At 67.8% G+C, this 25,220-nt stretch carries 20 protein-coding genes; 10 read left to right on the forward strand and 10 right to left on the reverse strand.

The genetic code is table 11. The features are described 5' to 3' along the window. The first annotated feature begins 152 nt into the window (after positions 1 to 152). The 7 genes from AC6EXY_RS09910 (at position 153) to AC6EXY_RS09940 (ending at position 9,959) form a co-directional block, all read left to right on the forward strand. Positions 153 to 455, forward strand: coding sequence for a transposase family protein (locus tag AC6EXY_RS09910; RefSeq protein WP_499817296.1), 303 nt, complete (start codon positions 153 to 155; stop codon positions 453 to 455). Beyond that, complete coding sequence (locus AC6EXY_RS09915) at positions 412 to 1,344, forward strand: ISAs1 family transposase (RefSeq protein WP_499817295.1); 933 nt, start codon at positions 412 to 414, stop codon at positions 1,342 to 1,344. Before AC6EXY_RS09910 ends, AC6EXY_RS09915 begins: the two co-directional genes overlap by 44 nt. A gap of 24 nt (positions 1,345 to 1,368) precedes the next feature. Beyond that, on the forward strand, positions 1,369 to 1,515 hold the full coding sequence (locus AC6EXY_RS09920) for a hypothetical protein (RefSeq protein WP_165818148.1): 147 nt from the start codon (positions 1,369 to 1,371) through the stop codon (positions 1,513 to 1,515). A 393-nt stretch (positions 1,516 to 1,908) separates the two neighbouring features. Then, complete coding sequence (locus AC6EXY_RS09925; protein WP_165818149.1) at positions 1,909 to 3,120, forward strand: ABC transporter substrate-binding protein; 1,212 nt, start codon at positions 1,909 to 1,911, stop codon at positions 3,118 to 3,120. Between the two features lie 939 nt (positions 3,121 to 4,059). After that, positions 4,060 to 6,534, forward strand: coding sequence for a CaiB/BaiF CoA-transferase family protein (locus AC6EXY_RS09930; protein ID WP_101829459.1), 2,475 nt, complete (start codon positions 4,060 to 4,062; stop codon positions 6,532 to 6,534). Beyond that, complete coding sequence (locus tag AC6EXY_RS09935; RefSeq protein ID WP_101829460.1) at positions 6,528 to 8,891, forward strand: acetyl-CoA acetyltransferase; 2,364 nt, start codon at positions 6,528 to 6,530, stop codon at positions 8,889 to 8,891. Before AC6EXY_RS09930 ends, AC6EXY_RS09935 begins: the two co-directional genes overlap by 7 nt. Positions 8,892 to 9,110: 219 nt before the next feature. Beyond that, positions 9,111 to 9,959, forward strand: a complete 849-nt coding sequence (locus tag AC6EXY_RS09940) for an ABC transporter substrate-binding protein (RefSeq protein WP_101829461.1) — start codon at positions 9,111 to 9,113, stop codon at positions 9,957 to 9,959. 491 nt (positions 9,960 to 10,450) lie between these two features. Here AC6EXY_RS09940 and AC6EXY_RS09945 read toward each other — a convergent pair whose 3' ends face one another. From AC6EXY_RS09945 to AC6EXY_RS09960, 4 genes are all read right to left on the reverse strand, one after another. Beyond that, positions 10,451 to 11,479: an alcohol dehydrogenase catalytic domain-containing protein gene (locus AC6EXY_RS09945; protein ID WP_101829462.1), complete on the reverse strand. Its 1,029-nt coding sequence runs from the start codon at positions 11,477 to 11,479 to the stop codon at positions 10,451 to 10,453. A 445-nt stretch (positions 11,480 to 11,924) separates the two neighbouring features. Continuing rightward, the gene (locus AC6EXY_RS09950; RefSeq protein WP_101829463.1) at positions 11,925 to 13,178 is read right to left on the reverse strand and encodes an ABC transporter substrate-binding protein; all 1,254 of its coding nucleotides are present in this window, start codon (positions 13,176 to 13,178) and stop codon (positions 11,925 to 11,927) included. An 856-nt stretch (positions 13,179 to 14,034) separates the two neighbouring features. After that, complete coding sequence (locus tag AC6EXY_RS09955; RefSeq protein WP_101829464.1) at positions 14,035 to 14,973, reverse strand: NADP-dependent oxidoreductase; 939 nt, start codon at positions 14,971 to 14,973, stop codon at positions 14,035 to 14,037. Positions 14,974 to 15,254: 281 nt separating this feature from the next. Then, positions 15,255 to 16,418, reverse strand: coding sequence for an acyl-CoA dehydrogenase family protein (locus AC6EXY_RS09960; protein WP_101829465.1), 1,164 nt, complete (start codon positions 16,416 to 16,418; stop codon positions 15,255 to 15,257). A 272-nt stretch (positions 16,419 to 16,690) separates the two neighbouring features. On the opposite strand from AC6EXY_RS09960, the gene AC6EXY_RS09965 reads away from it, so the two are divergent. Next, positions 16,691 to 17,458 carry a 3-hydroxyacyl-CoA dehydrogenase gene (locus tag AC6EXY_RS09965; RefSeq protein WP_101829466.1) on the forward strand — a complete coding sequence of 256 codons (768 nt, stop codon included), beginning with the start codon at positions 16,691 to 16,693 and terminating at the stop codon, positions 17,456 to 17,458. A gap of 203 nt (positions 17,459 to 17,661) precedes the next feature. Here the strand turns inward: AC6EXY_RS09965 and AC6EXY_RS09970 are convergent, their stop codons facing one another. From AC6EXY_RS09970 to AC6EXY_RS09980, 3 genes are read right to left on the reverse strand one after another with little or no spacing between them, the layout of a single operon-like run. After that, the gene (locus AC6EXY_RS09970; protein WP_207770075.1) at positions 17,662 to 18,591 is read right to left on the reverse strand and encodes an SDR family oxidoreductase; all 930 of its coding nucleotides are present in this window, start codon (positions 18,589 to 18,591) and stop codon (positions 17,662 to 17,664) included. Between the two features lie 45 nt (positions 18,592 to 18,636). After that, complete coding sequence (locus AC6EXY_RS09975) at positions 18,637 to 19,440, reverse strand: SDR family NAD(P)-dependent oxidoreductase (RefSeq protein ID WP_101829468.1); 804 nt, start codon at positions 19,438 to 19,440, stop codon at positions 18,637 to 18,639. Further along, complete coding sequence (locus AC6EXY_RS09980; protein ID WP_165818151.1) at positions 19,430 to 19,894, reverse strand: VOC family protein; 465 nt, start codon at positions 19,892 to 19,894, stop codon at positions 19,430 to 19,432. The genes AC6EXY_RS09975 and AC6EXY_RS09980 overlap by 11 nt, the downstream gene beginning before the upstream one ends. 193 nt (positions 19,895 to 20,087) lie before the next feature. Between AC6EXY_RS09980 and AC6EXY_RS09985 the strand changes: the two genes are divergently transcribed. Together AC6EXY_RS09985 and AC6EXY_RS09990 are read left to right on the forward strand one after the other, a co-directional pair. After that, a complete protein-coding gene (locus tag AC6EXY_RS09985; RefSeq protein WP_243407030.1) occupies positions 20,088 to 21,233 on the forward strand; it encodes an amidohydrolase family protein in 1,146 nt (381 codons plus the stop codon). Positions 21,234 to 21,334: 101 nt separating this feature from the next. Further along, the gene (locus AC6EXY_RS09990) at positions 21,335 to 22,450 is read left to right on the forward strand and encodes an acyl-CoA dehydrogenase family protein (RefSeq protein ID WP_101829470.1); all 1,116 of its coding nucleotides are present in this window, start codon (positions 21,335 to 21,337) and stop codon (positions 22,448 to 22,450) included. A 207-nt stretch (positions 22,451 to 22,657) separates the two neighbouring features. Here the strand turns inward: AC6EXY_RS09990 and AC6EXY_RS09995 are convergent, their stop codons facing one another. Genes AC6EXY_RS09995 through AC6EXY_RS10005 form a run of 3 tightly spaced genes read right to left on the reverse strand, consistent with a single transcriptional unit; the run spans position 22,658 to position 25,151 of the window. Continuing rightward, positions 22,658 to 23,662 (reverse strand): aldo/keto reductase, encoded by a 1,005-nt coding sequence (locus AC6EXY_RS09995; protein WP_165818152.1) that lies wholly within the window; start codon positions 23,660 to 23,662, stop codon positions 22,658 to 22,660. 32 nt (positions 23,663 to 23,694) lie between these two features. Continuing rightward, positions 23,695 to 24,123: a carboxymuconolactone decarboxylase family protein gene (locus AC6EXY_RS10000; RefSeq protein ID WP_101829472.1), complete on the reverse strand. Its 429-nt coding sequence runs from the start codon at positions 24,121 to 24,123 to the stop codon at positions 23,695 to 23,697. A 41-nt stretch (positions 24,124 to 24,164) separates the two neighbouring features. Further along, positions 24,165 to 25,151 (reverse strand): TIGR03621 family F420-dependent LLM class oxidoreductase, encoded by a 987-nt coding sequence (locus tag AC6EXY_RS10005; protein ID WP_165818153.1) that lies wholly within the window; start codon positions 25,149 to 25,151, stop codon positions 24,165 to 24,167. Between the last annotated feature and the right edge of the window lie 69 nt (positions 25,152 to 25,220).

Genomic DNA, 25,220 nt, shown 5'->3' on the forward strand with positions numbered 1-25,220 from the left:
GTGATCGGCGTGTCGGCTGGCGTCGCGGGGCTGGTAGCGGCTATGGCGGCGCGGTGAGGGCGGGCCCCGGAACGGGCGGACGCGGCGCCCACGGGATGATCGAGGTTCCTACATCATGATCGTCCAAGAGTGGGGCCGCGTCCGTGCCTTCAGTGTCGCCTGCCCTCGTTCCCGACGGCCAACGGGCCCGGCTGGCGGGCAGGGCCCTCGAGCGGCCCTGTGGTCTGCTCGACGCGCTGGGCGCGGTGCGCGACCGCCGTCGGCGCCGCGGGCGCCGCTTCGGCCTGGCGTCGGTGCTGGCGCTGTGGTTCGCCGGTGTTCTGGCTGGTCAGCAGACCTTCGCCGCGGTCTGGGAATGGGCGGTCGACCTGCCCGTGGACCTACTCCCCGCCCTTCGGGCTGCGCCGTGGGGTGCCGTCCGAGCGGACGATCCGGCGCCTGGTCGAGCGCGCTGACCCGGTCGCGCTGGACAAGGCGCTCTCGGGCTGGATCGCCCGGGCCACGGCGGTGGCGGACCCGCCGGCCGGGCCGCGGGGGCTGGCCCTCGACGGGAAGACCCTCAAGGGCGCCCGGTCGTTCACCGAGACCGGGGCGATGAGCCAGGAAGCGGTCGTCGAGGCGGTCTGGCACGACACCGGGATCGCCGCCGGCCACCAGCGGGTCGTTGGCGGCGACGAGATCGCCGCGGTCGAGACGCTGGTCGGCCGGCTCGACCTGACCGATGTCCTGGTCACGGTGGACTCGCTGCATTCCCACACCCGGCTCGCCCGGAAGATCCGGTCCAGGGGCGGCCAATGGCTTTTCGTGATCAAGGGAAACCAGTCGACTGTCCACACGAACCTCACCCGGCTGCCCTGGGACCGGTCACCGGACCTGGTCACGACGACCGAGAAGGCCCACGGCCGGACCGAGGTCCGCTCGCTGAAGGCTCTGACCGTCACCACGCCGGCGCTCGTCGGTTTCCGGGGCACGAAACAGGTCGTCGAGCTGCGCCGACGGACCCGGCGCAAGAAGACCGTCACCTCGAAGCCGACAGTGTCCGACGAGGTGTTCTACCTGGTCACCAGCCTGCCCGCCGAACAGGCCCACCCCCGCCACCTCGCCGCTCGGGCTCGTGGGCACTGGACGGTGGAGGCCGTCCACCACGTCCGCGACCGCGTGCTCGACGAGGACCGCCACGCCGTCCGCACCGGCAACGCCGCTCTCGCCTGGGCAATCGCCCGCGACACCGCGATCAGCGCGCTACGCCCGGCGGGCCACCAGAGCATCGCCCAGGCCATGCGAGCCACCGCCCGCAGACCCGAACGCGTCCTCCAGATCATCGACCTGATCAGCACAACCTGACTTTGACGGCGCCCTGATCTGCTCGTGGGACTTCGCGACGTCGAAGAACTGGGAGCACGTGCAGACGCCGGCAACCTCGACGCCCGCTTCAAACTCGCCGATCTGCTCTTCGAGGTCATCATCGCCTCGATCATGATCTGGCTCGCCGAAGATCCACGAGAAACGCCCTAGCTGCCAGGGCTGTCGGGTTGACCCTCCTTGGCGCGCAGCGATGCAACAGGGACTCCGCACCACCATCGGAGGATCAACTAGTCCATCGCAGCATTGCGGATCCTGGATCCCCCATCCTACTCTTACCGACTTGTCGCTATCCTGCATCCTGGATTGTGGGATGGTGAGGTGCGTGGGAGGTGGGCAACCTGGATCCGACCTGCGACATCGCCGGCTTCTGGCCATCGGTGCACCGTCTTCGACGCGACCGATCACGCATTGTCACCTCGGTGAGGTGGGGCGGGAAGGGCCATCACACATGCGAATCCCGCGGAACCGCCGCGGGCCTTTCGTCCGCATGTATTCGGAGGGGCAGCGATGGGCAGAAGCAGACGACAGAAGCGGCCGGGCGCGATGACAGTCACTGGCTTGGCCGTTGTCTTATTAGTGGGAGGCTGTTCTGCTTCGGCGGGGCCTTCCTCCACCGGAGCGTGCGCCTCCCCAGGGTTCAGCCCGACCGAGGTTCGTCTGGGCCTGCTCTACCCCAATACCGGCATTCTGGCGTCGACCGAGTCACCGGTGCGCGCTGGAATAGCTGCCCGCATAGGTCTTGCCAATGACAACGGCGGAATCCACGGCCGCCGCGTGGTGCTCGACTGGCGGGACGACGCCTCGTCGCCAGGCGGAAATTCGGCGGCCGCCCACGACTTGGTCGAGCGCGGAGGAGTCTTCGGTCTCATCGAGGAGACCGCCGTCGCGGCCGGGTCGGCGCAGTATCTCGACGAGAATGATGTTCCTGTGATCGGTTCCGCGGTGGAACCTGCATGGGCGCTGCACAAAAATATGTTCGCGATAGCGTTCCCGTACGTTGGCGAGGCCACCACGACCTTTGGCCTGTACGCCCGCAAGTCCGGCGGCACCAAGGCCTTTATGCTCAGCGCCCCGCTTTCACAGTCATCCAATCAGGTCGTTGGAAAGCTGGTAACCAGCCTCGCCTCCCAGGGCATTCCGGTCGTTGGACGCGCGGATTTCAGCGACGGCATCACGCCTCCCGACGCGGTCGCCGCTAAATTCGCGGCCTCGGGTGCCAACGTTCTTACTGGTGCCGTCTCCGGTCCCGCGATGGCTTCCGTCGTGGCGGCGCTTCGCTCAGCGCATATCGAGTTCAAAGTGGCCTTCAGTCCGACAGGATATGAGCAGGCTCTCGTGGAACACTACGGCCCTGCCATTGCTGGAATGTCGGTCTCAATATACTATGAGCCATTCGAGGAGCAGACCCCCGAGATGCGGAAGTACCAGGAGGCAATGCATCGCTACGCGCCCGAGCTAGCAAAGGTCACCCAGCCCTTCGCGCTAGACGGCTACATCGCGGCCGACCTCTTCATCCACGGGCTCGAACGCGCCGGCGACTGTCCCACGCGTCAAGAATTCATGGACACGCTCCGGTCAATCAGGTACGACGCGGGTGGCTTGCTCCCGTCGCCACTGAACCTGAATGAGCCGCTCGGGGATCGCAGAATGTGCTACTTCTTCGTGCGCGTCGATGCGGCCGGAACTGGTTTCGAGACAGTACCCAGCGACGCCGAGACCACCAAGTGGTGCGGAGATCGTGTCGCCGGTCAGTGATCTTTTGTGCTCGTGGTCTGCAGGCCTCATGGTCTGCGGGGGCGGTGCATTGGATTGGACCGACGAGGGCATCGCCGGCATGCGTGTAGGCGTGAATCCGAGGTGTAATCGCCCATCGTGAGCCGACCTGGCGCCTGACCGCGGCGGCGGCCGGACTGCGCGCCGCCGTCGCGGTCAGGCGGGCCGATGCCCTGTTCGAGGATGCCGCCGCCCGCGCCCGCAGCCTGCCAGCACAGGTGACGGGCTCCGGCCAGGTCTTCGTCCAGAGTATCGACCGTCGGCGCCATGATCTCGCGCGCCCGTAGCCGAGCCGGCCGAACTCACGGTCCTAGATGTAGATCGGTTCGGTCGGATTACTGGACGGTGGCGCACAGGCACGAGGCCCCACCCCGCGGTGCGGCGTCGAGGACAAGGAATGCGTGGTGTACACATCCATCGGCGTTGGCGCGATGACGACGAGGACTGACGGTAGCTCGGAAGGGGCGGTATCGGGGGAGGATGCCCGAGCGGCAGCCGAGTGGGTGCCGCGGTCCGAGATGCAGCCAACGCCGCGACGGCTCACGGAAGTGATCGTCTTCGTCGTGTGGCGCCCGCTCCCGGACCATGAGCACTTGACCTGCCTCCGGCGCCGGCATAACCTCTCTGCATCCTGAGTCCAGGATGCGAGATTTGCGGAGATGTACATGACCGGAGCGCGGCGCGCTCGCGGCCTGTACCTGACGGCTTCTTCCACATGCCGGATCCCTCGGTGGCGTGCCCGTACCGCGAGGCCGTGGATGACAGCGACGTCATCGAGAAGACGGAGATCGTCGAGCGTCACCGGAAGCTGGTCGGCAACGAGGGCTGACTCGTTCACCAGGCGGCCGCCGGATGACCTAGGCGGAACCGAGTCTGGTGGGAACGCAGCGACCGGGTGGTCGGGTGCTGAGAGGACGTGGGATGTTCGAGGCAGGGCCCTTGCTCCCCGCTGGCCTGCCGCTCGCGGGAGTGCGAGTGCTGGACTGGACGGACGGACGGTGCGAGGCGACCGGCCGCTACCTGGGCGAGCTGGGCGCGCAGGTCGTTCGGGTCGAGCCGCCAGGAGGGGTACCAGCTCGCCGCCTGGATCCTCTCACTGGCGCTGGCCTGGATTTTGCCATCCGATCGATCAACAAACGGTCGGTCGTGCTCGACCCGCATTCGGCCATAGGCAGGTCGCGACTACGCGGACTGCTCGCCGAGGCGGACATCGTGCTCGATTCCTCGTCGCCTGGCGAACACGCCACGCAGGAGTTCGCACCGGACGCCCTCCTCGCCGCCAACCCGACACTCGTCGTAGTCCTTATCAGTGATTTCGGCTCGACGGGACCGTATCGGGATTGGACGGCGACGCCCGACGTGCTGATGGCCGTCGGTGGACTGTTGTCGAGATCGGGGTTGCCTGGCCTTCCACCGCTGCTGCCGCCCGAGTTTCTCGCTGACGAGTGCGCCGCGGCGCAGGCTGCGTGGGCGGCTCTGATGGCACACGCGAACCGGTTGGACACGGGTCGGGGCGACATCGTGGATTTCTCCAGACTGGAGGCCGTCGCCCAGACCATCGATCCCGGATATGGGATCGCGGGCAGTGCACGGGCCGGGACGAGTATCGAGGACCTGCCGAGAGAGCGGCCGGACGCCCGTCACCTATACCCGATCTTCCGCTGTGCCGACGGCCTCGTACGGATCTGCGTGCTGAGCCCCCGGCAATGGCGAGGGATGTTGCGTTGGCTGGGCGGGCCAGAACGCTTCGCAGATCCGAGATACGCCGATCTCGGCGCCCGATTCGCCGCCGCCGGCGAGCTCTACCCACTCATCTCGGCGCTGTTCGCCGATCGAACACGTGACCAGATCATTGCGGAGTCGGTCGAGTTCGGCGTGCCTGCGGCGGCATTGCTCCAGACGGCGGAGGTCGTGGCCAGCGGCCACGCTCAGGCACGTGGTGCGTTCAGGTCCATCGAGCTCTCGCCAGGCGTGACGGTTCCCGTCCCCGATGGGCTTGTCGAGATCAATGGGCAGCGCGCCGGCTACCGATCCGGGCCACCGGCGCTGGGCGAGTGCGATCCTGACGAACTCGTCGAGATCTGGCGGCGCGAGGCGGATTCGGCCAGCGATGCTCCGTACGACCCGGCGCCGCGCCGCGGGACGGCGATTCCGGCCGTGGCGGCGCATGAACCGGCGCCACGTCACCCGTTTCGAGGGCTGCGGGTACTGGATCTGGGTGTCATCGTGGTCGGCGCTGAGATCGGCAGACTGTTCGCCGACCACGGAGCCGAGGTGATCAAGATAGAGAACAGGGCGTTTCCCGACGGCGGTCGCCAAGGTGACGCCAGCGGCCAGGTCAGTGAGAGTTTCGCCCGGGGCCACCGTAACAAGAAAAGCCTGGGACTCAATCTACGGCACCCACACGGACGTGACCTCTTTCTGCGCCTCGTGGTGGACGCGGACGTGGTGGTGTCGAACTTCAAGCCTGGGACGATGGAATCGCTCGGACTGGGCTACGATGACCTCTTCGCCGTGAATCCGAAGATCATCTTTGTGGAGAGCAGCGCTTTCGGGGCGACCGGCCCATGGAGCCGACGCCTTGGCTATGGGCCGCTTGTGCGGGCGACCGCCGGCCTGAGCAACCTGTGGTGCTATCCGGATGCCGGAAACGGAATCTGCGATGCGATCACTGTTTATCCTGATCATGTCGTGGCGCGGGTCGGCGCGACGGCCGCACTGGCCATGTTGATCAACCGCCGTCGTACGGGGCGTGGCGGCACGGCCAGCGTGGCCCAGATCGAGACGATCTGCTGGCACATGGCTGGCAGCTTCGCGAAGGAGCATCTGCGGCCGGGCTCGGTACGACCGGAGGGCAACGACCGGCGCGGTGACGCACCGCGCGGTCTGTTCGCCTGCGCCGGCGACGACGAGTGGTGTGTCATCGACGTCCGCGGGGACGAGACTTTCCAACGCCTGGCCACGACAATCGGCCATCCCGAATGGCTGGGCGACTCGCGGTTCATCACGGCCCAGCTGCGGGATGCCCACCGCGACATGCTGCGGGCGGCTGTGGAGAAGTGGACCGCGGCGCGGTCACCGGCCGAGGTCGCCCACGTGCTCCAGGCGCACGGTGTTCCCGCCGGGCAGATGCACCGTATCCATGACCTGGCGAGTGATCCGCAGTTTGTGGAGCGGCGGTTCCTCGTACGCCAGGAGCAGCCGCAGTTCGCCGCCCCCTTGCTCACCCAGAATGGTGAGGCCCGATTTCGCGAGGTCGCGGATCCAGTGGTCGGCCCCGCGCCGCTCGTCGCGGAGCACACTCGGGAGCTGGCCGCGAAACTGCTGGGCCTTTCCGACATCGAAATCGATGATCTTATCGAGGATGGGGTTCTTGAGGTGACGCCCACATGGTGAACCTTGACGACCTCGATCCCGCAACGCCGGTTCTGGTGGGCGCCGGCCAGTACGCCGAACGCCTGGACGAACCCGGCTACGCCCGCATGTCGCCAGTCGACCTGGCGGCGGCGGCCGCGCGCCGCGCTCTTGAGGACGCGGGCATCGATCCAACGGTGATCGATACGGTGGCCGGGGTGCGTCAGTTCGAGATATCCGCGCCGGACGCGCGGGCGCCGCTGGGCCGCTCGGACAACTATCCGCGGGCGGTGGCCCGGCGGATCGGCGCCGACCCGCGACGCGCTGTGCTTGAGGTGTCCGGCGGACAGGGACCGCAGCACCTGGTCAACGAGTTCTCCGCGGTCGTCGCGTCCGGTGGGGCCGAGGTGGTCCTGCTGCTCGGCTCGGAGGCGATCTCGACGGCGCGCGCGCTGGCCCTGACCGAGGATCGGCCAGACTTCACCGAGCACGTCGGCGGAGATCTTGAGGACCGCGGCTACGGCCTACAAGGCCTGGTGACGCGGTATTTCCAGCAGCACCAGCTGACTGGCGCTCCGCGGCAGTACGCGTTGTTCGAGAACGCCCGCCGGGCGAGGCTGAAGCTGAGCCGAACGGCCTACGCCAGAGCCATGGGACGGCTGTTCGAGCCCTTCACCCGGGTCGCCGCGACGAATCGGTTCGCGGCCGCTCCAGTCGAGCGAAACCCGGCGGAGCTCGTGACACCCACCGTGCGCAACCGGATTATCGCTGATCCGTACACGCGGTTCCTGATCGCGCGCGACCAGGTCAACCAGGGCGCCGCGGTGCTGCTCACATCGGTCGCCGCCGCGCGGCGGCTGGACGTGCCGGAGCAGAAGTGGGTCTTTCTGCACGGCCACGCCGACCTGCGGGAGCGCGACCTGCTCGATCGTGCTGACCTGACGACCAGCCCAGCGGCGGTGATGGCCGTCCAACACGCGCTCGACGTCGCCGGCCTGACTCTGGAGCAGATCTCCACGTTCGACCTGTACAGCTGCTTTCCAATCGCGGTGTTCAACATCTGCGACGGGCTTGGGCTTAGCCCGGATGACCCGCGCGGTCTGACCCTGACAGGTGGACTTCCGTTTTTCGGCGGAGCGGGCAACAACTACTCGATGCATGCCATCGCCGAGACCGTCCGGGCGATGCGGGCCTCGCCCGGAACCTACGGTCTGGTCGGCGCCAACGGCGGTGCGCTGAGCAAATATTCGGTCGGGATCTACTCCACCGCGCCCACCCCGTGGCGGCTCGATGACAGCGGGCGGCTGCAGGCCGAGATCGACGCGTGGGACCCGGCTCCCGTCGCCTACCATGCCGACGGCTGGGCCACGATCGAGACGTTCACTGTCGGCCACGACCGCGCGGACGCGCCGGTTGGCATTGTCGTTGGCCGCCTCGAGCGGGACGGTCGACGGTTTCTGGCGACCGCCGTGGCGGGCGACGAGGAGATGCTCGCGCTGCTCGGCGACGAGCAGCCCATCGGCGAGCGGATCTTCGCGCGAGCCTTCGGTAACGGCAACCGCGTCGCGACGAGCCCGGCGGCGATGGACCGCCTCGTTCCGCGGCGGGCGCCGGTGTTGCGTGACGACTTCGAGCACGTGCTCGTCCACCGCGACGGGCACGTGCTCGAAATCACGATCAACCGGCCACAGGTGCGCAACGCGTTACATCCGCCCGCAAGCCGCGAACTCGATGAGGTGTTCGACGCCTACTTCGCCGACGCCGACCTGTGGGTTGCGATCTTGACGGGAGCTGGCGATCAAGCCTTCAGTGCGGGCAACGACCTGGTCTGGTCCGCCCGAGGCGAAGCTGTCAGCCTTCCTCGGAGCGGGTTCGCCGGTCTGACCAGCCGTCGCGACATGACGAAACCCGTGATCGCCGCTGTCAACGGATACGCGATGGGCGGCGGTTGCGAGATCGCGCTGGCCTGCCACCTCGTCGTCGCTGACGAGACGGCGACCTTCGCGCTCAGCGAGGCGCGAGTCGGTCTCATCGCCGGCGCGGGCGGCCTGGTACGGCTACCGCGCACTATCCCGATCAAGATCGCCACCGAGATGATCACTACCGGTCGACGTATGCCAGCAGCCGAGGCACTGTCCCACGGCCTGGTCAACCGGGTCGTGCCGGCCGGCACGGCACTGCAGGGCGCGCGCACGCTGGCCGCGGATATTCTCGCCAGCTCGCCGACGTCGGTTCACGCCTCGCTGCAGGTGATGAACGAGACCGCCGGCATCGCCGACCCCCACGACGCTGTCCAGCATGTCTCTCGGGCCCGCGACGCGGTCCTGCTCAGCGACGACATGCGAGAGGGACTCGCCGCGTTCGCACAGAAGCGCTCGCCACGGTGGCGCAACCGATGACCTGGGCAGCCCTGCCACGCCAGTGGTGCAAGCGGTCTTCGACGTGCCGCTCACGCGCTGCCACCCCGCGGACCAGGGCGGCCACCACACACGCGAATCTCGCGCAACCGTCGCGAGTCATTCGCTGGCAGGTACTGGGAGGGACACCGATGGGTGGAAGCAAGCAACGGAGACGGCCGGCAGCGATGACAGGCACTGGCTTGACCCTTGTCTTAGTACCTGGATGAGAATAGCGTTCCGGTGATCGGCTCCGCGGTCGAACCTGCCTGGGCGCTGCATCGGAACATGGTCGCCGTGGCGTTCCCATATGTCGGCGAGGCTACTACGACCTTTGGCTTGTATGCCCGGAGGTCCGGCGGCACGAAGGCTTTCGTACTCACTGCCCCACTGTCGCGGTCCTCCACCGAGGTTGCTGGAAATCTGGTCACCAGTCTCGCCTCCCAGGACATCACAGTCGTGGGACGCGCGGAGTTCAGCGACGGTGTCACGCCTCCCAGCGCGGTGGCCGCCGACTTCGCGGCCTCCGGTGCCAATGTGCTCATCGGCGCCGTGTCGGGTTCCGCGATGGCGTCGGTGGTCGCGGCGCTCCGCTCGGCGAACATCGGATTCAAGGCCGCCTTCAGCCCGACGGGATATGACCGCGCCCTCGTCGAGAGCTATGGTCCCGCCATCGCGGGAATGTCTGTCTCCATCTACTACGAACCATTCGAGGAGAAGACTCCCGAGATGGGGGAGTATCAGGAGGCCATGCATCACTACGCTCCCGAGCTCGGAAACGCCGCGCAGGTTTTCGCGATGGACGGCTACATCGCCGCGGACCTATTCCTCCACGGGCTCGAAGCCGCCGGATCCTGCCCGACGCGTCAAGAATTCATCGATGCCCTGCGGTCGACCAAATATGACGCGGACGGCCTGCTTCCATCGCCGGTGAATCTGAACGAACCACTCGGGGGCCGCCCCAACTGCTACTTCTTCGTGCGCGTCAACGCCGCCGGGACCGGTTTCGAGACAGTACCCAGTGACGCCGGCACCAATGAATGGTGCGGAGACCGCGTCGCCGGTCAATGATCTGCTGGGCCCGCGGCCAGGATTATGACGTTCGTCTGGCCGCGGTGGCGGCCGGCCTGTCCGGGCCGCGGCCGCGATCCGGCGGACCGCGGCCGCGGCCACGCCGTACGCACCCGACTCCTGTCACCGCCCGCTCGCGAGCGATGGATGTCGCCGGCGTGCTTCTGCGCCCTCGGTGATGCTGGGCACGCGAGGAAGCCAAAGCCCCCGCCGGACTCGGGATTCCGGGTAGCCCTTGAGGAGGTGGCGGGACATGATGCGCGCCGGATCTGGTTGGTGCCTTCGATGAGTGCGTAGGGCGCGTGCTCAGCTGGCGTCGGCTGCGGTCGCAGGGCGGCCGAGACTGCGGCCACGGTGTCGCGGGCCACGGCGGTCGTGCCCGCTGGCCGTGCGAAGGATGCCTCCCACCGGGTCTCACGACCGTCGGTCGCCCTTGTCGAATGCCCGAGGCCGCCGGTGTGTCCAACCCCATGAGGAGAGTCCGAGTCCGTTCATGCGATCGTGATCACGGCGCGGCCGAGCACGGTGCCCGCCTCCAGCGCGGCCAGCGCCTCGTCCACTTTCTCCAGCGGATAGGGCACCGTCTCGGCTCGCAGCCTACCGGCGCGGGCCAGGTCCAGCACGTGGCGCAGGTCATTGCGGCTGCCTGCCGAGACCCGCCGCAGCGTGACCTCGGGGCTCACCCGGGTCGCCAGCTGCGCCTCGAAGGGCACGGAGCCGCCGCCGAGGCCGGCGACGACGATGGCGCTGCCGCGGTTGGTCAGGTCTGCGGCGAGCTCGATGGTCCCGTCGGTGCCGACAAAGTCGAGGACGGCGTCCACCTCACGGCCGCCGACGAGTTCGGTGACCCGGGCGGCCGTGTCGTGGCCTGCCAGCACGGTGTCGGTGGCCCCCAGCCGCCGCGCCAACTCCAGCCTGGCCGGGTCCACGTCCACCGCGATGAGCCGTGCGTCAGCCTTGGCGGCGGCGAGAATCTGGACCGCGAGATGGCCGAGCCCGCCGATTCCGATGACGAGACCGACATCCCAGGATCTCGGCAGTCCGAGAGCCGAGGCGACCGCATGGTAGGCGGTCATTCCCGCGTCGGTCATCGGCGCCGCGAGAACCGGGTCGATCCCGTCGGCGGCGACCAGGTTGCCGGCGGGGACCGCCATATAGTCGGCGAGGCCGCCGTCCAGGTGCGTGCCGATACCCCGGTAGCCGGTGCGGCACAAGTTGTCCTCGCCGCGCGCGCAGGCGGAGCAGCGGCCGCAGCCCACCAGCACGTAGACCGCGGCGCTCGTGCCCGGCCGCCAGTCGGTGACGTCTGCGGCGGCCTTCTCGACGACGCCGACCACCTCGTGGCCCAGGGTGACCGGCAGGGTCTGGCGAAGGACGGGGGGAGCCTGCCGGTGGAAGACGTCGCTGTGGCACAGGCCGACCGCCTGCACGCGCAGCAGCACCTCGCCTGAGCCAAGAGTGGGTAACGGGCAGTCGACGAGTTCGGACCGTCCGGGCGAAGTGACTCGGTAGGCACGCATGGAAGCTCCCCTGGCGATGGCGAGACTGGTCTGAAACCTGGCTGGTCGGCGGGGGAACGGGAGGCTGATGGCATCTGGAATCCGCGCCGTACCCGATAGGGGTATCCTTGACCGCCACCTCTGGACAGCGGAACTGCCGCTCTGCTGGACCTCGATGACCACCGACCCGAGAGCCAGCCGCGACCTGACGGATGAGAGCCCCGGCCTGGCGTGCAGACCCTCAACTGGGCTGACGACGGATTCGTTCTGGGCGAGGTAGCCGACGGTGACTGGCCGCTCCTCGTCGTGAGACGCCCCGCGCCGGGCGCGCTGCACCACCGCCCCGCACGGTTCTGGTCATATGGGCAACCTCCGGGTCGTGTGCCTTGGATCAGCACAGCGACTCGGAGGTTCCCGTGTCACCAGTGATTTGCGGGCGCGCGCCCGTAACGGCCGATCCCGGGGCTCAGGAGGCGCCTCCGATGGCCTGCATGACACTGAGAACATTCTTCACAGGCTGCGGATAGGCGATGAAGTGCGCGCCGTCGAAGGATGCCGTGACCACATCCGTGGAGAACATCCGGGTGATACCCTTGATCGCCAAAGGCTTCGAGAAGTTGACCGGCTTCGGGTAGCCGGTCAGGGTCACGGCCGCCTTGTTGAGAGCCGCGGTGAGCGACGCTCCATCCACCTTGTCCAGGCCTCCGGCGACCTGGGCGATGGCCTGTACACCGGTGTAGGCGTTGAGCGACCAGGTGGAGACGACGCCTGACGCATTGAACGCGTGCAGGTCGGCGACGAAGGGCTTCAGCTGGTCGGAGGTGGCCGGATAGACCGTGTCACCCTTCACGAGGTTCTTGCTCGCCGGACCGAGCTTGGCAGCCGCCGGGTCGTCCAGTCCGCTCAGTCCGATGAGCATCGAGTCGTCCGCTGCATACGCGGCCTTGATGAAGCTCAGCTTCACGGCCGGCGGGATGACCGTGACGACACACTTGGCTCCGGCCTTGACCAGGGCCGCCGTTTGGGGCGAGACATCGGCGGCGGTCGGAGGAATCGTCGTCGTGTAGACGACGTCAACGTTCCGCTGCTTGAACGCCGCCTTCACTGCCTCGCCGGTGGCGTTCGAGGTGGAGTCCACGCCGGTGATGACGCCCGCCTTGGTACACTTCTGGTCGGCCAGCTCGATCGCGACCCCGACCAGGTTGCCCGTGCTGCCCGCGCCGAACGGGAACGCGGCCGGGCTGTTCCACTCGGTGTCGGTACCTGGGATGAGCCCGACGAACGGGATCTTCGCGGCCTGGAGGGCCGGAAGGATCTTCGAGCCGTACGGCGTGTACCCGGTGACGACACCCGAAACCTTCTGGCTCACCGCCTTCTGGGCGCACGCGGCCGCGGCATTTGGGTCGAATTGGTCGTTACACGACTCAATCTCGATCTGACGCCCGTCCACACCGCCAGCGGCATTGATCTTGGCGGCGGCGGCCTTCGCGCCGTCGACAGCCTCGGGGAAGCCGAAAGCCGGGGACTGGAGGGTGCTGATCACCATTACCTTGATCGGCGACTTGCCGCCGTTCGTCGACGAGTCGTTCGAGGAACACCCGGCGGCTGCCGTCGCCATGGCGACCGAGGTGACCGCGGCCGCGGCGACCAGCGAGCGCCGGTACGGCTTTCGGTCTAAATGGCCATTGTCGGCGCCGCGTGTCAAAACGTTTCTGATCATAGAGCCTCCCGCTGACGTTCGGTACTGGGTTGCGAGGCGCAGACGGCCCAAGAGCCCGGCTACGCCGCCGCTGCCGGGTTCCGCACGGTAGCATTACTAGCATCCTGAGTCCAGGATGCTAGTCGCAGGTAGCCTTTGCCTGGTGTTGCCCGGGTGTCGGGGAGATCGCATGTCCCGGGGATGGCTCACAGTCGCAACCGACTCCATCTTGTATCCAGGATCCTGGACTCACCCGCGTCGTCTCTGGCGGTGGGAGCCGGCGACGGCTCCAACAGCCCCAGAGGCATACCTCGCAAGGAGCACCTTCACCGAGTTCGCGGTTCTTGGCCCGGCACTCGCGGCGCGATACGCGCTGGTGGCGCTCGGCGTCATCACGTGTGGGGTGCCAGGTTCGGCGAGGGCAGGGTCATCATCTTCGGGGTCGTGCTCGCGCTCGTCTTCAGATTACGCCGGCGGTCGGCTCGGACGCGCGGCCTTCGGCCCAGCAAAGATGGTCGCGCAGCCCGTCGTGGACGCGGGTGACAATGCCTTGGTTTTCCACCGGTCGAAGAATCGGTAGACGTTCTTCCAGCGCGAGAAGTCCGCCGGCAGCGCCCGTCAGATGACCCCGTTGTCGGCCACGTACGGGATCGTTTCCACGATATCGCGCCGATCGTGCCTCTAGGCGGGCCGTGTTCGGCGCCGGCAGCAGCGGCGCGACGTACATTCACTCCGCAGTCGATATGTCGGAGGGATAGCGGCGAGATCGTCCCGAGTTCCTTCCGCGATCAGCCCGTCTCGCGGTTCACGTCACCACGCCACGAAGGTCCGGGATAGGCCGCGAGCGGCCCATAAGATCAAGATTCAGGACAGGCTCTCAGAAGGTGAGGACGAATCGTCCTCGAGTGCCGCCCTGCTGCAGTCTTTCGTGGACTTCCGACGCCTTCTCGGCCGGGCAGCTTGCTGCGACCCGGAGTGTGATGGCACCCGATTCGACGAGAACGCGGAGACCGTCCAGCCGAGCGCGGTCCTCGGCGACGTCATACACGCTCACCGGTGTCCACCGGATTCCGCGTTCGGTGACACCGGCGGGGCCCCGCACTGACGCAATCGCTCCGCCGTCAGCAACGGCGGCAAGCACGGCCTCTTTTTGCACGGACCCGTCGGCCAGGGCAGCAACGCCGTCCGGGGCGACCTGCCGAATGTGCTCTGCCACCTTCGCGCCGCGTGAAACGACCATGTGCGCACCGAGGTCGGCGACCAACTGCCGGTCCGTCTCAGAGGCATCGGCCACGACCTGGTGTCCGGCGTTCACAGCGAGCTGGATGAAGTAGCCGCCGAACGCGCCCGCCGCCCCGGTGACGGCCACGGTTGCACCAGGCGGCGGATCGAGCAGGTCGAGCGCCCGCCGCGCGGTCAATCCGTTCATGGGCAGAGTGGCCGCGTGCACGAGATCGGTTCCGGCCGGGGCAGGCGCGACGGAACCCTTCGGGACCACGACGTACTCCGAGTAGGCGCCGTAGGAGCCGAGGGGCAACACGATCGCCATCGCGGGCGAGCCGAGTGTCAGCAGCTCGTCCGTACGGTCACCGATCTCGTCGACGATCCCTGCCACCTCCATACCAGGTACGTACGGAGGGGGTATTGACCCGATACGGTCGGCGCGCGCGCCGCTGCGGATCAAGGTGTCGGCGGGATTGACGGTCGCCGCGTGGACGCGCAACCGGATCTGCCCCGGGCCGGCATGTGGTTCGGGCAGTTCGACGATTTCGAGGACCTCGGGTCCACCCCAGGTATTCACCCCGACCGCGCGCATGATCGATATCCTAATAGGTCCGCGGAGGAAGGGCCCCGACGCTGGGTGACTCCGGCGATACTCATCGGGCATTTTGCGGAGCGTTGTTCGTCAGCGACAGATGTCGTCTGCCTCTGCCTACGGAAACGGAGCGGCCGACCGGGCGCAAGGCGGTTCCTGGTCCATGTGCTACCGGCCGACCAGAGCCACCGAGGACCCCGACCCCAATATGGTCTGCGACCGATGTCACCGACCCGTCGGAGTTTCGATCCCGCGACCCGCCAGCGGAGGACCGACGGCGGTCAGCCCTTGAGGAGGTGGCGGGACATGACGACGCGCTGGATCTGGTTCGTGCCTTCGTAGATCTGGGTGATCTTGGCGTCGCGCATCATGCGCTCGACGGGGAAGTCGCGGGTGTAGCCGGCGCCGCCGAACAGCTGCACGGCGTCCGTCGTCACCGACATGGCGGTGTCGGAGGCGAAGCACTTCGCGGCGGCGGTGATGAAGCCGAGATTCGGCTCGCCGCGTTCGGCGCGGGCGGCGGCGACGTAGACCATGTGCCGGGCGGCCTCGATGCGCATCGCCATGTCGGCGAGCATGAACTGGACAGCCTGGTTGTCGGCGATCGGCCGGCCGAACTGCTTGCGGTCCTTGGTGTAGGCGATGGAGGCGTCCAGCGCCCCCTGGGCGATGCCGACCGCCTGCGCGCCGATCGTCGGCCGGGTGTGGTCCAGGGTGGCCAGCGCAGTGCGCAGGCCGGTACCGGGGGCGCCGATGATCCGGTCCGCGGGGATGCGACAGTCCACGAAGTGGATCTCACGGGTCGGGGAGCCCTTGATGCCGAGCTTGCGTTCCTTGGAACCGACCTCGAAGCCCGGGTCGTCCTTGTGGACGACGAACGCGGAGATCCCGTCGACCTTCCGCGTCGCCTCCGGGTCGGTCACCGCCATCACGGTGTACCAGGTGGCGACGCCGGCATTGGTGATCCAGCACTTGGTCCCGTTGAGGACCCAGTCCGAGCCGTCACGGGTGGCGCGCGCCCGCATGGAGGCCGTGTCCGAGCCGGCGTCCCGCTCGGACAGGGCGTAGGAGACCACCGCCTCCCCGGCCGCCACCGACGGCAGCACCAGCTTCTTCAGCTCCTCCGAGCCGGACAGCAGGATCGGCATCGTCCCGAGCTTGTTCACCGCCGGGATCAGCGAGCTCGACGCGCAGCCGCGGGCGACCTCCTCGATCACGATGCACGTCGCGACCGCGTCCGCGCCCTCCCCGCCGTACTCGGCCGGGACGTGCACCGCCGAGAACCCGGCCCGGTTCAGCGCGTCCAACGCCTCCTGCGGGAAGCGCTCGTGCTCGTCGACGTCCGCCGCGTGCGGGACGATCTCGGACTCGACCAGGTCACGCACCGCCTCGCGCAACGCGACATGCTCGTCCGGCAGCCGGTACAGATCGAAATCGGAGTCCACGTTCAGCTCGTTTCTGAGGCCAGGAGCGGAGTATCGCCGCCGCGTTCGAGTGGGGCTGCGCGTCGCGTTGATCAGGATGCGGAGCGGGCGTGACGCATCGGGCATGGTGCTCGTGCCGTGTCCCACCCTAGTCCTAAAATAGTATCCTGGATTCTGGACGACGAGGTTGCGTAGTCGGCGTGATGGTGGGCGTGGCCAGGCGGCTCCGCCAGGACAGCCTCCGTCGGTCGCGCTCATGACTGCTCGGATTGACAAAGGAGAATGTATCCTCTATGGAAGTCGACGGCAAGTCCGCCATCGTCACCGGCGGTGCGTCAGGCCTCGGCCAGGCGACCGTCAGACGGCTGCACAGCCAGGGCGCGTACGTCGTCATTGTCGACCTGCCAACTAGTGACGGGAAGGCGATCGCGGACGAGCTCGGCCAAGGAGCAAGTTTTGTCCCCGCTGACGTGAGCAACGAGGAGCAGGTGAGGGCCGTCGTTGACGCCGCGGTGTCGCACGGTCCGTTCGCGATCGCGGTCAACTGCGCCGGCATCAGCAACGCGATCCGCGTCGTCGGCAAGGACGGCAACCCGTATCCTCTCGACACGTTCAAGAAAGTCGTCGAGGTGAACTTGGTCGGTACCTTCAACGTGATCCGGTTGGCGGCGGCTGCGATGATCGCTCAGACGGGGGTCGAGGCGGAGGAGCGCGGCGTTATCGTCAATACCGCCTCCGTCGCCGCCTTCGAGGGCCAGATCGGCCAAGTCGCTTACTCGGCCTCCAAGGGCGGTGTCGTTGGCATGACGCTGCCGATCGCCCGCGACCTGGCGCAGCACCGGATCAGGGTTGTCACCATCGCGCCGGGACTGTTCCTGACTCCAATGTTCAGGACCTTGCCCGAGCAGGCAATCCAGTCGCTGGGCGCGCAGGTGCCGCATCCAAGCCGGCTCGGCGATCCGGCCGAGTACGCCAACCTCGTCGCGCACATCGTCGACAACGTAATGATCAATGGTGAGGTCATCAGGCTTGACGGCGCCATCCGGATGGGGCCGCGCTGATCGCGGTCGCCGAGTCTGGGCCTTGATCCGCCTCCGGTCGGGGCCCAGACTCGCACCGACGATCATCCATCGAAATGATCTCTGGTGCCCCGGGCCTGCGTGCTCCGTAAGTTGTTAGGCGGCCCGGCGGCCCGGCGGCCCGGCGGACGAAGCGCGGCGAACCTGTCGACCCCGGGAAGGATCGGGTATGCGGAGCACTCGATCTACCAGGGCGTCTGCCCGCCGTCGATCGTCAGCATCGATCCACTGATGAAGCCCGCGTTCCCCGAGCACAGGAAGACCACGGTGTCGGCGACCTCCTCCGGCGTGCCCAGTCGGCCGAGTGGCACGTCCTCTTCGAGGTGCTTCTGCAGGCTCGGGTTCTCGACGAACGACCGCGCGACCATCTCCGTACTGATCGGGCCGGGCAGCACCGCGTTCACACGGATCCCATCCCGGCCGTACTCCTTGGCCGCCGAGCGGACGAGTTGGTTTATCCCCGCCTTCGTCGCGGCGTAGCCCGCGGTCAGGGGGAACGCCAGGAGCGAGGTGGCGGAAGAGGTGACGACGATCGCGCCGCCCTCACCGCGCTCGAGCATGTGCTGGATCTCGTACTTCAGGCACAGCCACGTGCCAGTCAGGTTGACCGCCACCGTGCGGTCCCACCGATTCCGATCGATCTCGGCCAGCTTCGCCTGTCCGTGGCCCAGGCCAGCGTTGTTGTGGGCACAGTCGAGTCGACCGAAACGTTCGACGGTCACCGCCACCGCGGACCGGACGTCATCCTCGTCGGCGATGTCGCACCGCACGAAGATCGCCTCGCCGCCGGCGGCCTCCACCAGCCTCACCGTCTCCGCGCCCCCGTCGGCGTCGACGTCGGCCACGGTGACCATCGCGCCTTCTCGGGCGAAAGCCATGGCCGAGGCCCGCCCAATTCCGGACGCGGCTCCTGTGACGAGTGCGACCTTGCCTGCCACCAGCCCCGACATGTCATGCCTCCGTGCTCTCAGGTCGGATGTATCAATCTGGATTCGAAGATCTAATTTCCGGTCGTGCAGACAGGGCTGCCACCTGGGCGCCAGGCCGCCACGCTCGACGTGCGGGCCACCGAACAGCCGGTGCCGGCTGGGGCGGGGGCGGTGGGTTCGGCTCATGGCGAGCCGGCTGCCTGGAGCACGGGAGGATCGCGAACAGTGAGATCAGCCGAGGAGCCAGCCGCCGTCGACCAGAAGGGTCTGACCGGTGATGAAGGCGGCTGCCGGCGAGGCGAGAAAGACGACGACGAGCGCGACGTCGTCAGGTACGCCCAGCCGGCCCAGGGCCGACCGGCCGCGGATCTCGTCGCGTAGTCGCCGTGAGGCTGCGGATGCCTCGCGCGAACGGCCCACGCTGTGCCCGCTCGCGATCGACCCCGGGGCCACCGCGTTGACCACGATGCCGCGTGGGCCCAACTCGCGAGCGAGGTATGCGGTGGCCTGGCCAAGCGCCGCCTTCAACGAGCCGTACGCCGACGACCCGACACGAACGGCACGCACGCCTCCCGCCGACCCGATGTTGACGATCGCGCCCGGAGAATCTGACGCGGCTAGTTCGGCGTAGGCGCGGCTGAGCAGGATCGGCGCACGGAAGTTCACGGCGTAGACCTTGTCGAGCAGGTCCGCGTCGGTCTCGGGCAGAAGCGCGCTCGTGATCAGCGCCGCGTTGTTGACGAGCAGATCGATGGGGCCCGCGGCCGCGACCGCCCGCGCGAACAGCGCCTCGACCTCGTCCGGGACACTGAGATCGGCGGACAGGTAGCGGCACTCAGGTACGAGCGCGGCCAGTTCGTTGGTGCGGTCGAGATGGCGATCGGTCGCCACCACCTCGGCGCCCGCGTCCAGCAGCCGGGTGACGATGGCACGGCCGATTCCTCCCGCGGCACCCGTCACCAGCGCGCGGCGGCCGGTCAGCGAGAACGGTCCCCACCCCGTGGGCGCATCCAGGCGGGGGCGTTCAGCGCCCATGCCGGCGCTCCGCGACGCCAGGCCACGGCTCGGTCAGCTCCAGCAACTCGACCGGCACGCCATCGGGGTCGGCGGTATAGAAGCTCGTCATCTGTGGGTTCAGTACGACGACCTTCGAGGTCAGCCGTACGTTCGGTGCCTTTTCAAGGCGTTCGTACTCGGCTCTGACGTCGTCGACAAAGAAGGAAAGGTGGGGGCTGCCGACACGGTTGTGTGCCACCGTGGCTCTGCCCGCTCCACCGCGCGCGTATTCGATCAGCTGCAGGCGGAAGCCATCCTCGCCGCCAAGGTAGGCGACCCGCACCTCGCTGCCCGGATTCCCGCTGAGGGCGTCGAACTCTGGCGAGGCCCGGACATGCTTCTCCACCACCTCCATGCGCGCGACACAGCGATAGAAATCGATCGACCGGTCGAGGTCGCTGACACAGAGCCCGACGTGAAATAACTCGATCACTGTCGGTGACTCCTCCTTTCGGGAAACGGCCGCCGGCAGCCCCCTCGGGTCTCTCCGGCTCGGCGTGGCTCGGCGCACGCGGTGCGACAGGCCAGCTCGACATGTATCCTGCGTCCAGGATGACGATAGTACGGGTGGCGGATGGATGCAGCCACATGTATCCTGCATCCAGGTTGACGAGAGGATGCTAGCCATGCCCGAGCCGCACCGTTCCTACAAGATCCTTTCGGTCGACGATCATCTGTGCGAGCCTCCGGACATGTTCGAGGGCCGGCTGCCCGCGGCGCTCGCCGATCGGGCGCCGCGCGTCATCGAGCAGGAGGATGGCTCCCAGGTCTGGACCTACGAGGGGAAGATCTTCCCGAACATCGCGGTGAACGCGGTGGTCGGACTCCCGAAGGACCAGTGGGGATACGAGCCGGTTCGCTTCGACGCGATCCGCAAGGGCGCCTGGGACATCCACGCGCGCATCACGGACATGGACGCGGCGGGCATCGCCGGGTCGTTGTGCTTCCCGTCCCAGGTCGCCGGGTTCGGGGGCGTCACCTTCGCCGACAGCAAGGACCAGGAGCTGGGGCTCGCCTGCACGCGGGCGTGGAATGACTGGCACCACGAGGTGTGGGCGGGAACGTATCCGGGGCGGATGGTTCCTCTCCAGCTCCCCTGGCTTCCGGACCCGGTTCTGGCCGCCGAGGAGATCCGCCGTAATGCCGAGCGCGGGTTCCGCGCAGTGACCTTCCCCGAGTACCCGACGAACGTCGGTCGGCCGAGCTTTCACACGGCACACTGGGATCCCTTCTTCGCGGCCTGCGAGGAGACCGAGACCGTTGTGTGCATCCACACCGGGTCTGGCCGCTGGGCGCCACGGCCGAACTCGGACGGTCCGCGGACGATCCGGGTGTCCCTGTTCCCGGTCAACGCCATGGTCGCGGCGGCGGACCTGCTCTTCTCGGAGATCCCGCTTCGATTCCCGAACCTGAAGATCGCGCTCGCCGAGGGCGGCATCGGCTGGGTGGCGATGTACCGCGACCGGCTCGAGTACATGGAGGACCGGGCCGGATCCTTCGGCAACACCTGGTCCTCGACGGAGATCTCGCCCGCCGAGGTGTTCCAGCGCAACTTCTACTTCTGCAGCCTCGACGACCCGTCCACGATCGACACGCGGTACCGGATCGGCGTCGACAAGATCATGATCGAGGTCGACTACCCCCACGCCGACTCGACCTGGCCGGAGTCGCAGGAGATCGTCCACAAGTCGCTCGGTGGGCTTCCCAACGACGAGATCGAGCTGATCACGCACGGTAATGCCGAGCGTCTGTTCCGCTTCCCGCTGGCCTGACGGCGGCGCCCGTCCGCCCGTTGCCAGACATTTGATGTCTGGCGGGGCGCACGGGTCTCGACGTCCACGCCCTTCGAGAGACCACGGACCTCGGTACTGACATGATTCTCGAGCTGAGTGAAGACCAAGAAGAACTCCAGCGCACGGTGCGACGATTTCTGCGCGAAAAGTCACCTGAGGGCAAGGTCCGGGCCGACATGGCGAGCGACCTCGGCTTCGACCGTGATCTCTGGCGCCTCATGGCGCAGCAGCTCGGCCTGCAGGGGTTGACGATTCCCGAGCGATTCGGCGGATCGGGCGCCGGCTTCGTCGAGTCGTTCATCGTGTTGGAGGAGATGGGGCGGTCGCTGTTCTGCTCGCCGTACTTCTCTACGGTGGCGCTCGCCGCGAGCACCGTCATGCGGGCCGGCGACGAAAGGGTCGCCGCGCGACTGCTTCCGGCAATCGCGTCCGGCGCAGCGACGGCGACCGTGGCCGTTGCGGGGCCCGACGGCGTCTGGGACCTGCCCGCACCGTCCATCGAGGCGCGGCTGGTCGGCGAGGGATGGGTTCTCAGCGGGACAGAGCCGTTCGTACTGGACGGAGCCACCGCGGATCACATCCTCGTCCGAGGCTCGACCTCGGACGGCACACGGCTGTTCGAGGTGGCTGGCGACGCGGTTGGTCTCACCAAAACGCCGCTCATCACGCTGGACCAGACGCGACGCATCGCCGGGCTCGACTTCGACAGCGTAGCCGCCCACGTGATCGAGTCGAGGGACAGCGCCCAAGAGGTCCTCAGATGGGTTATGGATCGAGCGATCGTCGCCCAGGCCGCCGAGCAGGTCGGAGCCGCCTCGGCGTGCCTGGAGTCGACGGTCGACTACGCGAAGGAGAGACATCAGTTCGGGCGCCCGATCGGCTCGTTCCAGGCGATCAAGCACAAGTGCGCCGAGATGCTCATCGCGCTCGAGTCGGCGCGCTCGACCGCTCACTACGCGTGCCTGCTCCTAGCGACGGAGGACGATCAGTCGGGACTGGCGGCGAGCCTTGCCAAGGCATGCTGTTCCGATGCTTTCCTGAAGATCGCGGCCGAGCACATCCAGGTGCATGGTGGCATCGGGTTCACCTGGGAGCACTCGGCCCATCTGTACTTCAAGAGGGCGAAGTCCGCGCAGCAGCTGTTCGGCGCTCCGGGGTTTCACCGTGACCGCGTCGCCGAGCTGATCGGGATCTAGGCGCTCCAGGCGCGCTGTCCCGCATGAAGATGATGGCGGTTCGTGCTCAGGCTGAACCGCGAAACCGTGACCGCCCGAACGCTCAACGGGCTTGGGCTCTCACCCGGGCGGGCGGGGACCGGCGCGCGTCGACGGGTCGCGGTGGCCACTCGATCTCGACGAGTGGCCACCGCACCCGTGGCGGCCCGGCCACGAACTCGTGGCCGGCTACCTTCCTACGTTCTGCGCCCCCGCGACTGCCTCGGCAACCGCGCGTGCCAACTGGGCGGCCTGGTCCGCGGCGAGGGGACGGTCGATCGCCGCGATGCCCTCGGACAGCTGCCGGGGCGATGACGCTCCGAACAGCATGGCAGTGACGCCGGGCTGGGCGAGTACCCAGGCGATGCTGAGGTCGGTCGCCGACCGGTCGTCGCGCGCGGCCGAGTCGGCGACCACGGCCGCTCCGGCGATGGCGCTAACGGTCAGGTAGCGCGCCCGTATGCCCTCGCGTGACCCGAGCCGCGTCTGCGGTGGGGGAGCCGTGCCGTCGAGGTACCGTCCGCCCAGCAGGCCCCCGGCGAGTCCGCGGAACGCGAGCACACCCACGTCGCCGGCGAGGCAGGCGGGCAGGATCTCACGCTCGGCTTCACGGTCGAGGAGGTTGTACGGGACCTGTTGGGCTTGGAACCGCGCCAGCTTGGCGGTGTCGGACAGCCACAGGCCCCTGTACAGCTGCCAGGCCGCCCAGCCGGAACATCCGATATAGCGAACCTTTCCGGCGCTCACCATGTCGTCGAGCGTGCGGAGGACCTCCTCGACTCCGGAATGGGGGTCGAAGCGGTGTAACTGGTAGAGGTCGATGTAGTCGGTGCCCAGACGGCGCAGGCTGGACTCCAGCGCGGACACGAGGTGCTTGCGCGACAGCCCCTGGTCGCTGGGCGCTATGCCTGCCTGCCAGCGAGCGCCGTGGTCGAGGCGGTCGCCACCGACGGTCTTGCGCAGGTCGGCCTCGGTGTCGCCGACCCGCGACCCCACCTTGCTGCAAAGGATCACCTGGTCGCGCCGGTGCCGCAGCGCGGCACCGAGGATCTCCTCGCTGCGCCCGCCGGCGTAGACATCAGCGGTGTCGAACGTGTTGATCCCGTGATCGAGCGCCGCGGCGACCAGGGAGCATGCGTCCTGGTCGCCGACGGTGTCGCCGAAGTTGGCCGCGCCGAGCACGAGTTCGGACACCAGTAGCCCGGTCGTTCCGAGCGGCCGGTACCTCACGTGGCGGGCGCGGTGTCGGGATCGACGGGTTCGTGCGCGAGTGTGCCCCGCTCACGCATGTCGTCGACAGCGTCCACCAGGGTGATCAGTGCTTCGACCCCGGTGGGGTTGCCACAGTAGAAGGCCGTCTGAAGGAACACCTCCGCGATTTCTTCAGGCTTGATCCCGCCGCGGAGCAGGCCGCGGATTCGGGTCTCGAGCTCGTGGGGACGGTTGATGGCGGACATGATGCCGAGGTTGACGAGTGCCATGGTCTTGCCGTCCAGGACTCGACGCGACCAGACAGCCTGGCTGGTCGACGTCATGATGTCCGCGTGTGGAGTGCTGAGCGGTGACCGGCGCCGCGCCTTGAAACGCTTCACCGACTCCTCGTCACCCATGACCCACCGCATGAGTTCGTCCTCGTCGAACGATGCTTCGCTCATAGTCTTCCTCCTCCGTAGGTGTTCATGATCAAGGCGCCGGGTTATCGGTCGGCCAGCCGGTCGACGACGGGGGCAAACGACTTCATCACCCGGTCACGGATGGTGATATACGAGAAGCCGTAGCGGGATCTTCGTTCGAGCAACGTCTCACAGATGTCATCGACCGACCCGATGAGTGCATGTGGATGGTCGACGATCTCTTTCCCGGGAAGGCCGAAGAACGCCTCGAACTGCCCGGCGGCCTGCTCGACGTGGTCGCTGACCGCGGTCGCCGCGATTCCCACTTCCAGCATCGGCGGCGCCGTTCGGGCCGTTGCGGCGGCGGCCTCGTGCACCCAGCGGACGCGCTCGTCGGTGAGCGCCGCCGTCGAGGACCGTGGTCCGTTGGGATCGAGGCGTCCGGCGGCGTTGTTGAGGTTGAAGGCCACGATGTCGGCCGCGCGGCCGGCAAGGGTGAGCACCTTCCGTCCGCCGCCGCCGATCGCGATCGGTGGGCCCGTCGCGGCGACCGGTTTGGGCAGTGCCTCGAAGCCGCTCGCGCGCACGCCGTGGCCGTCGACGTCGACCTCACCAGGCCCGAAGGCCGCCCGCAGCAGCTCGACGACGGTGCCGAGCCTTTTGATCCTGGTGCCGGCGGTGTCGAACGGGACGCCCATCGCGTCGTACTCCGACTGGATCCAGCCGGCACCCAGCCCGATCTCGAGCCGTCCGCCGCTGAGTTGATCGATGGTCGCCAGTTCCTTCGCCAGGACCACCGGGTTGTGGTAGTCGATGCACAGCACGCGGAAGCCGACCCGGATCGTCGACGTGCGTGCGGCCGCGAAGGTGGCTGAGGGAATGGCGGCAAGAGGCTGCGCGGGATGGTTGGCCGCGGCCATGGCCCGACCGGGGCCAAGGTAATGATCGGTGAATAACACCGAGTAGTAGCCCAGATCCTCCGCCTCGCGGGCGGTGTCGACCAGTTCGGCGGGTGTGGCCGACGATCCGGCGCGCACCCCGAACCGGAACGGTTGAGGATCATGCGACACAGGCAGCTCCGTAGCGTTGATCGCGATTTACCAGGCGGTCGGATGGGTCGCCGTCCACCCTCGGCGCGA

It is taken from the genome of Frankia sp. RB5, assembly GCF_059816245.1.

What these genes read in the sequence shown, in the direction of transcription:
- AC6EXY_RS09925 (WP_165818149.1), top strand. Translation starts at nt 1,909, where the DNA reads ATGACAGTCACTGGCTTGGCCGTTGTCTTATTAGTGGGAGGCTGTTCT.
- AC6EXY_RS09930 (WP_101829459.1), top strand. Translation starts at nt 4,060, where the DNA reads ATGTTCGAGGCAGGGCCCTTGCTCCCCGCTGGCCTGCCGCTCGCGGGA.
- AC6EXY_RS09935 (WP_101829460.1), top strand. Translation starts at nt 6,528, where the DNA reads ATGGTGAACCTTGACGACCTCGATCCCGCAACGCCGGTTCTGGTGGGC.
- AC6EXY_RS09945 (WP_101829462.1), bottom strand. Translation starts at nt 11,479, where the DNA reads ATGCGTGCCTACCGAGTCACTTCGCCCGGACGGTCCGAACTCGTCGAC.
- AC6EXY_RS09950 (WP_101829463.1), bottom strand. Translation starts at nt 13,178, where the DNA reads ATGATCAGAAACGTTTTGACACGCGGCGCCGACAATGGCCATTTAGAC.
- AC6EXY_RS09955 (WP_101829464.1), bottom strand. Translation starts at nt 14,973, where the DNA reads ATGCGCGCGGTCGGGGTGAATACCTGGGGTGGACCCGAGGTCCTCGAA.
- AC6EXY_RS09965 (WP_101829466.1), top strand. Translation starts at nt 16,691, where the DNA reads ATGGAAGTCGACGGCAAGTCCGCCATCGTCACCGGCGGTGCGTCAGGC.
- AC6EXY_RS09970 (WP_207770075.1), bottom strand. Translation starts at nt 18,591, where the DNA reads ATGAGCCGAACCCACCGCCCCCGCCCCAGCCGGCACCGGCTGTTCGGT.
- AC6EXY_RS09975 (WP_101829468.1), bottom strand. Translation starts at nt 19,440, where the DNA reads ATGGGCGCTGAACGCCCCCGCCTGGATGCGCCCACGGGGTGGGGACCG.
- AC6EXY_RS09985 (WP_243407030.1), top strand. Translation starts at nt 20,088, where the DNA reads ATGCCCGAGCCGCACCGTTCCTACAAGATCCTTTCGGTCGACGATCAT.
- AC6EXY_RS09990 (WP_101829470.1), top strand. Translation starts at nt 21,335, where the DNA reads ATGATTCTCGAGCTGAGTGAAGACCAAGAAGAACTCCAGCGCACGGTG.
- AC6EXY_RS10000 (WP_101829472.1), bottom strand. Translation starts at nt 24,123, where the DNA reads ATGAGCGAAGCATCGTTCGACGAGGACGAACTCATGCGGTGGGTCATG.